Below are 7,204 nucleotides of genomic sequence, written 5' to 3'. Positions count from 1 at the left end.
TCACCCCATGTTGCAACGACTCTCGGAGGTCTTGAAGAGGAATTCAACTCTTTTGAAACATCACATCACGGCTGTTGGCGAGGTCAGCGACATCATTGTGGCAGGCCTTCGGGATGCTGACTCGGACGGCACCTACTCACGGGATCGTGGAGCGCACGCGCGGCGTTGATCCATGTTGAAGCTTGTGGTCGTGGGGATATGGATAATCGCCGTCACAGCAAGTGCCACACTCGCTTCTGTCTACCTCGGAGTGCCCGGCCGAGAAAGTGCTGATCAGAATGAGGACCTCGGGGTCGAGGAGCTGACGTCCGAGCTTGCCAGCATACCGATCATCCGTGGTGGCGATGTTGCGGGCTATGTCATCTTGCAGCTTTCCTTTGCAGCCGATCGGGCGGTGCTGGAACAGATGAAGTTGGACCCGATGCCATATATTAAGGACGCCGCATTCCGCGTAATTTTTACCAGTACTGGCATCGACTTTCGTCACCTCAAGACAGATGACCTCGACAATTTGACCGATTCCATCAGTGAAGAGGCAAACCGGCGACTTGGTATGAAGTTGGTGCGCCAGGTTCTCTTCCAGCAATTGAATTTTGTAAGAAAAGAAGACATCCGGACCAACTGGATAAGTGGCGACGGTGGCGAAAACTGAGCCTTCTGCAACGGATTTGGCAACTTTGCTGAAGGAGCTTGCCGGATCGGCGGCAAGATGCGCCCAACCGGAGGACCGTATACGAGAGTTGATGCGCCTGGCAGACCAACCTCTTCTCCTGAGAGATTTCATGGAACGCTCGGGAGATGCGCCGCCACGACAGATGTGGGTCGGTGTATTTTCCACATCGCTTCACCTTGATTTGGCAGGAACTCTCAAAGTTTCCAAGCCTTTGCCTAGTCGCTATGCCACGCAGGACGCCGTTTCACTGACATCATTGAGGCCCGAGGTCTTCACACCTTCCAGCTTGGACCTTGGAGGGGTACCCATGGATTTTGGGCTTCGGGTTCGACGTGCTTCCATGATGTCGAAGTTGGTAGGTTGGGTGGTGCTGTGTGGAATTTTTGTCGTGGCTACGGCGCTCATGACATGAAAGCTGGCATGCCAATTGCTCGACTGTCCCGGAATAGGATCGGGACATGGAAGAAAAGGCATTCATGGCCATTAAGCTTTTGCCACGGGAGGAATTGGAATCCTTCGCCGTGCACGCGGCTTTGCATATGCGGGAAAACCACAGGGAACTGGAATCCGGGCGTTGTTTTTCTGTGTTGCTGGTCGGGTTTGCGCTCGGTGCGTTGGTCGCCGCAGCTGGATTCCTGATAGGGGCGAGCCTAAGCTGAGGTTCCCTGTGCCGCGATGACATGGCCAACAAACGGTAACTCACGGAATTGATGTGCCATGTCCATGCCATAGCCAACCACGAACTTGTCGGGGCACTTGAAACCTTCAAAGTCAGCAGAGATATGTGCCGCTAAGTGGCCAGGCTTGTTCAACAAGACGGCCGTGTAAGTCGCACGGGCACCGCGGGCTGCGAGAAGATCCTTGGCGAAAGCAAGCGTCCGTCCTGATTCGAGAATATCATCGATCAACAACACGTCACGGCCACCTACATCCGTTTCAATATCGCGCAAGACTGTAACTTGGCCAGACGACTTAGTTGATTTGCGATAGCTCGACAAAATCATGAAATCGACTTCAGGCGAGAGGCCGGCATGATGCATCGCGCGAATCAGATCAGCGGCAAAGACGAAGCTGCCCTTGAGGATGGGTACGACGAGCAGATTGGCGGGCTTACGTGCCGCTATGTCCACCGCAATTGCTTTCACCCGAGCGGCAATTTCCTCTTCGCTGAAGAGGACGCCGATGCGGTGACCGTCAATGTTGATTTCGCTCATGGTTCATTATTTGAGCTGATTTCATCGGCCCGGGCAAACCGAATTTCGAGGTTTCGCGCAGCTTCGGGAGGAGATGCCAGCCTGGTCACGAAACTGGTGCTTTCTCCGGGTTTCAGGGGACGCACCTCGGTATCGAGTGTCCAGTGATACACCTCGGCATTATCTTTTGATCGGAGCCCAAACCGAAGCCAAGGGATCTTGCGGACGATCGAGGAGGTGTTGGCAAGTTCGCCTTTGACTGCGATCACCTTCCTTCCATCTACGATGATATGCTGAAGATCCACCTGCCGTATTTCCAGCCCATAGATATTCACGGCCAGCCCGAACCAATCATAAGCCCTGATCGTGGAAGGAAAGGTGGCGACGACCTGTTCCGGAAAGACCGCCGCGGCGGCTAGCGGGGTCAGAGCCAATGTGAAAAGACCACTCCATGCCGCCATTCGAACCCGCCTGACCTTGCGCAATCCTTTGAACTCGATTCGGGCGCCACGCGCGGCTTCCAGGAGCTGTCGGGTATCTGGCTCGCGCGGACCGGGCAAAATGGTGGCGATTGCGGTTGTGTTCAACTCGGGCAACAAGGGCAAGGAGATCCCCTTGATCCACTCGTGGCCGCACTGGGCGCAGTCCACCAGTGTTGTCGCTCCCTCGTTTTCAATCGACGGTGTGTCACGGCGTGTCAGACAGGCAGGACATCGGACAATCATGAGAGCTTCTCGATCCAAAACGGATTGAATTTCAATATAAGGTTACATTTATTGTTCGGCGTGGTTAATGCCTCGTTAAAACTCGAATGGTTTAAGAGGTGGGAAGCGAGAGGGGGTATTGGCCTGTGCTGCGGCTTGAGAACGTTGGTCTCAGATACGGCGATGGGCCAGAAATCCTGCGCGACGTAAGTTTTGCCGTCCACACAGGTGACTTCTATTTTCTCACCGGGCCATCAGGGGCGGGCAAGTCGTCTTTGCTCAAGTTGCTGTTCCTAGCATTGCGTCCAACGCGAGGAACATTGCGCATTTTCGGCGAGGACGTGAGCAACCTTAGCCATGGCAAGCTGCCTCCCATCCGCCGACGTATCGGCGTTGTATTCCAGGAATTCCGCCTCCTCGATCATCTCTCCACCTATGACAATGTGGCACTGCCGTTGCGCGTTGCCGGCAAATCTGAAGCATCCTACCGCCGTGACGTGATGGACCTCCTCGACTGGGTTGGTCTCGCGGAGAAGTCTTCAGACCTGCCTCCGGTTCTTTCCGGTGGTGAGAAACAGCGCGCAGCAATCGCACGGGCAGTCATCGCCAAGCCGCAGCTACTGCTTGCCGACGAACCGACGGGCAACGTGGATCCCGTGCTGGCGAAGCGGTTGCTGCACCTGTTTCTCGAGCTGAACCGTCTTGGAACCACCATGCTGATCGCGACGCATGACAAGGGTCTTGTTCGCCAGGCTGAAAGGCCGGTATTGCACCTCGAGCAAGGGGCGCTGAACCTGCAATGAAGCCTGGTGCCATCATACCCGCCACCGCCGCGTCTCTGACTTCTCTCACCGTCACAATGGCAGTGATGTGCTATCTCGCATGTCTCGCCATTGGCGCATTGATCATCGTGGATCGCGCCGTATCGAGCTGGACGAGCGGGCTAGCCAGGGAGATGACGGTGCAGGTCCGCGTGGTGCGCGATGCGGACATCACGACGGAAGTGGAGAAGGCACGCGGAATCGTCGCCGCATTTCCTGGCATTCTTGAAGCAGATGTACTCGACGAGAGCGAGGGTGCAAAACTTCTGGAGCCTTGGCTCGGGACACGCTCTCTCGAGGGTTTGCCGGTGCCACGCTTGATCCGCGTGGTCTCCGACATAGATCACCCGCCGGATGTTGCCGCTCTTGAGAGTGAACTCTCGCAGGTGAAGGGGGCAAGGCTCGACACACACCAGAAATGGGAGGCGGAGTTGACCCGCATGGCGCGTGCACTATCGGCGGTCTCTTATGCAATCCTGCTCCTGATTTCAATTTCAGCAGTGGCGATAGTGGTTTTCGCAACGCGCGCCGTGCTGCAGGCAAACCGTCACATCGTTGATCTCTTGCATCTCGTCGGTGCGCGAGACAGCTACATCGCCCGGCAGATCGATGGGCGCTTCCTCCGCACGGGGCTACTGTCCGGCTTCATCGGGGTCGGCCTCGGACTCTTTACTTTCCTGCTCCTGGGATTGTTGGGCGGCGGAAGTGAAAGTGGTGTCGCTGCGGCGAGCCGGGGCCTTTTGTTTTCCGCACCCAGCATAGCGATCTGGAGCTATGGGTTTCTGTTTGCCGTTCCGATCGCGGCCACACTCATCTGCCTCATCACGGCGCGCGTCACGCTGATGCGTCGCTTGGGGGTCATCACGTGATCTACCTTCGCTCGGCACTGTTCAACGTTGTGTTCTATATAAACCTCGCGCTCTTCATGTTGCTTGGATCAGGCTTCTATTTCACGCCACGCAAATGGTCCGTCAGGGCTTTGCAGGTATGGGCCAAGTCCTCGCTGTTCTGGCTAAGGGTCATTGCTGGAATCCGAATGGAGGTGAGAGGGCAGCATCATGTCCCCGAAGGTGCATGTCTCGTGGCCGGCAAGCATCAGTCGTTCTGGGAGACTTTCGCCATCCTCCCACTGCTCGACGACCCGGCAATAGTGCTTAAGAAGGAGTTGACCTACATCCCCTTCTTCGGTTGGTTCATCTACAAGTTCTGCATGATTCCCGTCGAGCGCGCCGCTGGCACACAAGCGCTTCGCTCGTTGATCGGTGCGGCGGAGCAGGCGGTCGCGATGGGCCGGCAGGTCGTTATCATGCCGGAGGGCACGCGACGCTCGCCCGATGATCCGCCCGACTATAAGCCTGGCGCGGCCGCTCTTTATGGCAAACTCGACGTGCCGTGTGTGCCCTTTGCCCTCAATTCGGGACTGTTCTGGCCGCGCCGCCAATTTCTTCGCCGCCCGGGCACCATCGTAATCACTTTCCTTGAACCGATACCTCCAGGACTTAACCGGAAGCACTTCCAGTTGCGACTCGAAACATCCATCGAAACCGAGACCAAGCGTCTCGTCGATGAAGGTCGTGGCGCGCTTTAGGTACAAAACGGGAACAAACACTCGACTCCCGCGCCACTCCGGATTACACTGGCTGTAACCGGAGGTTCTGCAATGGATAACCCCGCTCAACCTGACCTCGACCCGATTGCGCGTGAAATTTGGGCCATGAAGTACCGCTACAGTCCTGCGGATGGGTCGTCGCAGGAAGGCAGAATAGAAGATAGCTGGCGACGCGTGGCGCACGCAGTTGCTGCAGCCGAACACGTTGACGATCGCCTGGTATGGGCAGACAGCTTCTATCGAATTCTCGATGACTATCAATTTTTGCCGGCTGGCCGAATCTTGGCAGGGGCAGGAACCGGCCGTCAGGTGACGTTATTCAATTGCTTCGTGATGGGCCGCATACCGGACACGCTCGACGGTATATTCTCCCAGCTCAAGGAAGCGGCCCTCACAATGCAACAGGGCGGTGGTATCGGGCATGATTTCTCGACCCTTCGACCGCGTGGCGCGCCTGTCACGGGTGTCGGTGCGGATGCATCCGGCCCAATCAGTTTCATGGATGTGTGGGACGCCATGTGCAAGACCATCATGTCCGCCGGAACACGGCGAGGCGCAATGATGGGCAACATGCGTTGTGACCATCCCGATATTGAGACTTTCATCACCGCCAAGCAACAGATCGGTAGACTGCGGAATTTCAATCTCTCGGTTTTGGTAACCGATGCCTTCATGGCAGCTGTTAAGTCAGGGGCGGACTGGCCATTGGTCTTCGAGGGGCGAACCTTCCGAACTGTTGCTGCTGCCCAGTTGTGGGATCAGATCATGAAGTCAACGTATGGCTTTGCCGAACCTGGCGTTATCTTTATCGATCGTGTCAACGCCGAGAACAACCTTTCCTACTGCGAGACCATCAGCGCAACAAATCCATGCGGCGAACAGCCATTGCCGCCGTATGGAGCCTGTCTGCTCGGCTCGCTGAACCTTACACGCTTCGTGTCGAGACCATTTGAGGATGGTGCCCATATCCAACAAGGGGACCTCCGCAAGACCACGGCAATTGCCGTCAGATTCTTGGATAATGTCATCGACATCTCGAATTATCCACTGCCGGAGCAACGCGCGGAAGCACTTGCCAAGCGACGTATTGGGCTTGGAATTACAGGTCTGGCAGATGCATTGGCGATGTGTGGGTTGACTTATGGAACCGTGGAGGCGGCTGAGGCGGCGCGTCAGTGGATGGCGCTCATTGAGACCGCCGCTTACAAATCCAGTATAAAGCTGGCTGAGGAGCGGGGACCATTTCCGCTCTTTGATCCGGACCGCTTTGGTGCAACCGGACACGCATCCAAGCTTGGTGAAGAGTTGCGAAGTAACATCACGAGGCACGGTCTGCGGAATGGGTTGCTCACATCCATAGCTCCCACTGGCACGATCTCACTCATTGCGGGGAATGTCTCAAGCGGCATTGAACCGATCTTCAGTACACGCTACGAGCGTAAGGTGTTACAAGCTGACGGTAGTCACCGAATTGTAGCGATGACTGACTATGCGGCAATGCTCTATTGGCAGAGGCATGGTGCTGATGCGCAGCTTCCATCAAGCTTCATCACCGCAGAGCAACTGTCACCATCTGCCCATCTCGTCATGCAAGCAGCGATACAGCAGCATGTCGACAGCGCTATTTCCAAAACCATCAATATCCCGGAGGACTTTCCCTTCGAGAGATTCAAGGGTATCTATGAGGAAGCCTATGATCTTGGTCTAAAGGGTTGCACGACCTACCGCCCAAACACCGTGACGGGCTCCGTTATGTCTAGCAAGTCACTGACGACGAGCGTTGCAGCCGGGGAGGATCAGCAACCCTTGGAGCGGGAAGAGGTGTTGCCTGGCATGACTTACAAGCTGCGCTGGCCAGAGTCCGACCATGCGATCTACATCACGATCAACGACGTCATAGAGAGTGGGGATCGCAGACCCTTCGAGATCTTCATAAACTCGAAAAACATGGAGCACTATGCGTGGACCGTTGCACTGACGCGCATGATATCGGCGGTGTTCAGGCGCGGAGGCGATGTCTCCTTCGTCGTTGAGGAGCTGAAAGCAGTTTTTGACCCGCGCGGCGGGCAGTGGATGGGTGGACGCTATATACCGAGTCTATTGGCTGCCATTGGTGGCATTATAGAGCGGCATATGATCGATACCGGCTTTCACTAGTGTCCGGTTAAAAACCGAATAAATTCAATTGCTTGTCGTTGGTGGGT

At 56.0% G+C, this 7,204-nt stretch carries 8 protein-coding genes; 6 read left to right on the top strand and 2 right to left on the bottom strand.

Annotated features, from left to right (window positions below; translation table 11 throughout):
- Positions 1–172 precede the first annotated feature (172 nt).
- Together WCJ41_RS19310 and WCJ41_RS19305 are read left to right on the top strand one after the other, a co-directional pair.
- A complete protein-coding gene (locus WCJ41_RS19310; protein ID WP_336907470.1) occupies positions 173–652 on the top strand; it encodes a hypothetical protein in 480 nt (159 codons plus the stop codon).
- A gap of 479 nt (positions 653–1,131) precedes the next feature.
- Positions 1,132–1,332 carry a hypothetical protein gene (locus WCJ41_RS19305; RefSeq protein ID WP_336907469.1) on the top strand — a complete coding sequence of 67 codons (201 nt, stop codon included), beginning with the start codon at positions 1,132–1,134 and terminating at the stop codon, positions 1,330–1,332.
- Here the strand turns inward: WCJ41_RS19305 and hpt are convergent.
- The gene (gene hpt, locus WCJ41_RS19300) at positions 1,324–1,887 is read right to left on the bottom strand and encodes a hypoxanthine phosphoribosyltransferase (protein ID WP_336907468.1); all 564 of its coding nucleotides are present in this window, start codon (positions 1,885–1,887) and stop codon (positions 1,324–1,326) included. The genes WCJ41_RS19305 and hpt overlap by 9 nt on opposite strands.
- Positions 1,884–2,516, bottom strand: coding sequence for a hypothetical protein (locus WCJ41_RS19295; protein ID WP_336907467.1), 633 nt, complete (start codon positions 2,514–2,516; stop codon positions 1,884–1,886). The genes hpt and WCJ41_RS19295 overlap by 4 nt, the downstream gene beginning before the upstream one ends.
- A gap of 200 nt (positions 2,517–2,716) precedes the next feature.
- Here WCJ41_RS19295 and ftsE point away from each other — a divergent pair, with 200 nt between their 5' ends.
- The 4 genes from ftsE (at position 2,717) to WCJ41_RS19275 (ending at position 7,157) form a co-directional block, all read left to right on the top strand.
- Complete coding sequence (gene ftsE / locus WCJ41_RS19290; protein WP_336907466.1) at positions 2,717–3,373, top strand: cell division ATP-binding protein FtsE; 657 nt, start codon at positions 2,717–2,719, stop codon at positions 3,371–3,373.
- On the top strand, positions 3,370–4,260 hold the full coding sequence (locus WCJ41_RS19285) for a hypothetical protein (protein WP_336907465.1): 891 nt from the start codon (positions 3,370–3,372) through the stop codon (positions 4,258–4,260). Before ftsE ends, WCJ41_RS19285 begins: the two co-directional genes overlap by 4 nt.
- Positions 4,257–4,979: a lysophospholipid acyltransferase family protein gene (locus WCJ41_RS19280; RefSeq protein WP_336907464.1), complete on the top strand. Its 723-nt coding sequence runs from the start codon at positions 4,257–4,259 to the stop codon at positions 4,977–4,979. Before WCJ41_RS19285 ends, WCJ41_RS19280 begins: the two co-directional genes overlap by 4 nt.
- Positions 4,980–5,051: 72 nt before the next feature.
- Entirely contained in the window at positions 5,052–7,157 is a 2,106-nt protein-coding gene (locus WCJ41_RS19275; RefSeq protein ID WP_336907463.1) for an adenosylcobalamin-dependent ribonucleoside-diphosphate reductase, read from the top strand.
- Positions 7,158–7,204 lie beyond the last annotated feature (47 nt).

Origin of the sequence: Aestuariivirga sp. (genome assembly GCF_037139295.1) — a bacterium.
Taxonomy (GTDB): Bacteria; Pseudomonadota; Alphaproteobacteria; order Rhizobiales; family Aestuariivirgaceae; genus Aestuariivirga.
Note: the sequence above shows the minus strand (reverse complement) of the source record. Positions and strands in the feature narration are given on the sequence as shown.

Coding starts and splice junctions, on each gene's coding strand:
- WCJ41_RS19310 (WP_336907470.1), top strand. CDS start 173: ATGTTGAAGCTTGTGGTCGTGGGGATATGGATAATCGCCGTCACAGCA.
- WCJ41_RS19305 (WP_336907469.1), top strand. CDS start 1,132: ATGGAAGAAAAGGCATTCATGGCCATTAAGCTTTTGCCACGGGAGGAA.
- hpt (WP_336907468.1), bottom strand. CDS start 1,887: ATGAGCGAAATCAACATTGACGGTCACCGCATCGGCGTCCTCTTCAGC.
- WCJ41_RS19285 (WP_336907465.1), top strand. CDS start 3,370: ATGAAGCCTGGTGCCATCATACCCGCCACCGCCGCGTCTCTGACTTCT.
- WCJ41_RS19275 (WP_336907463.1), top strand. CDS start 5,052: ATGGATAACCCCGCTCAACCTGACCTCGACCCGATTGCGCGTGAAATT.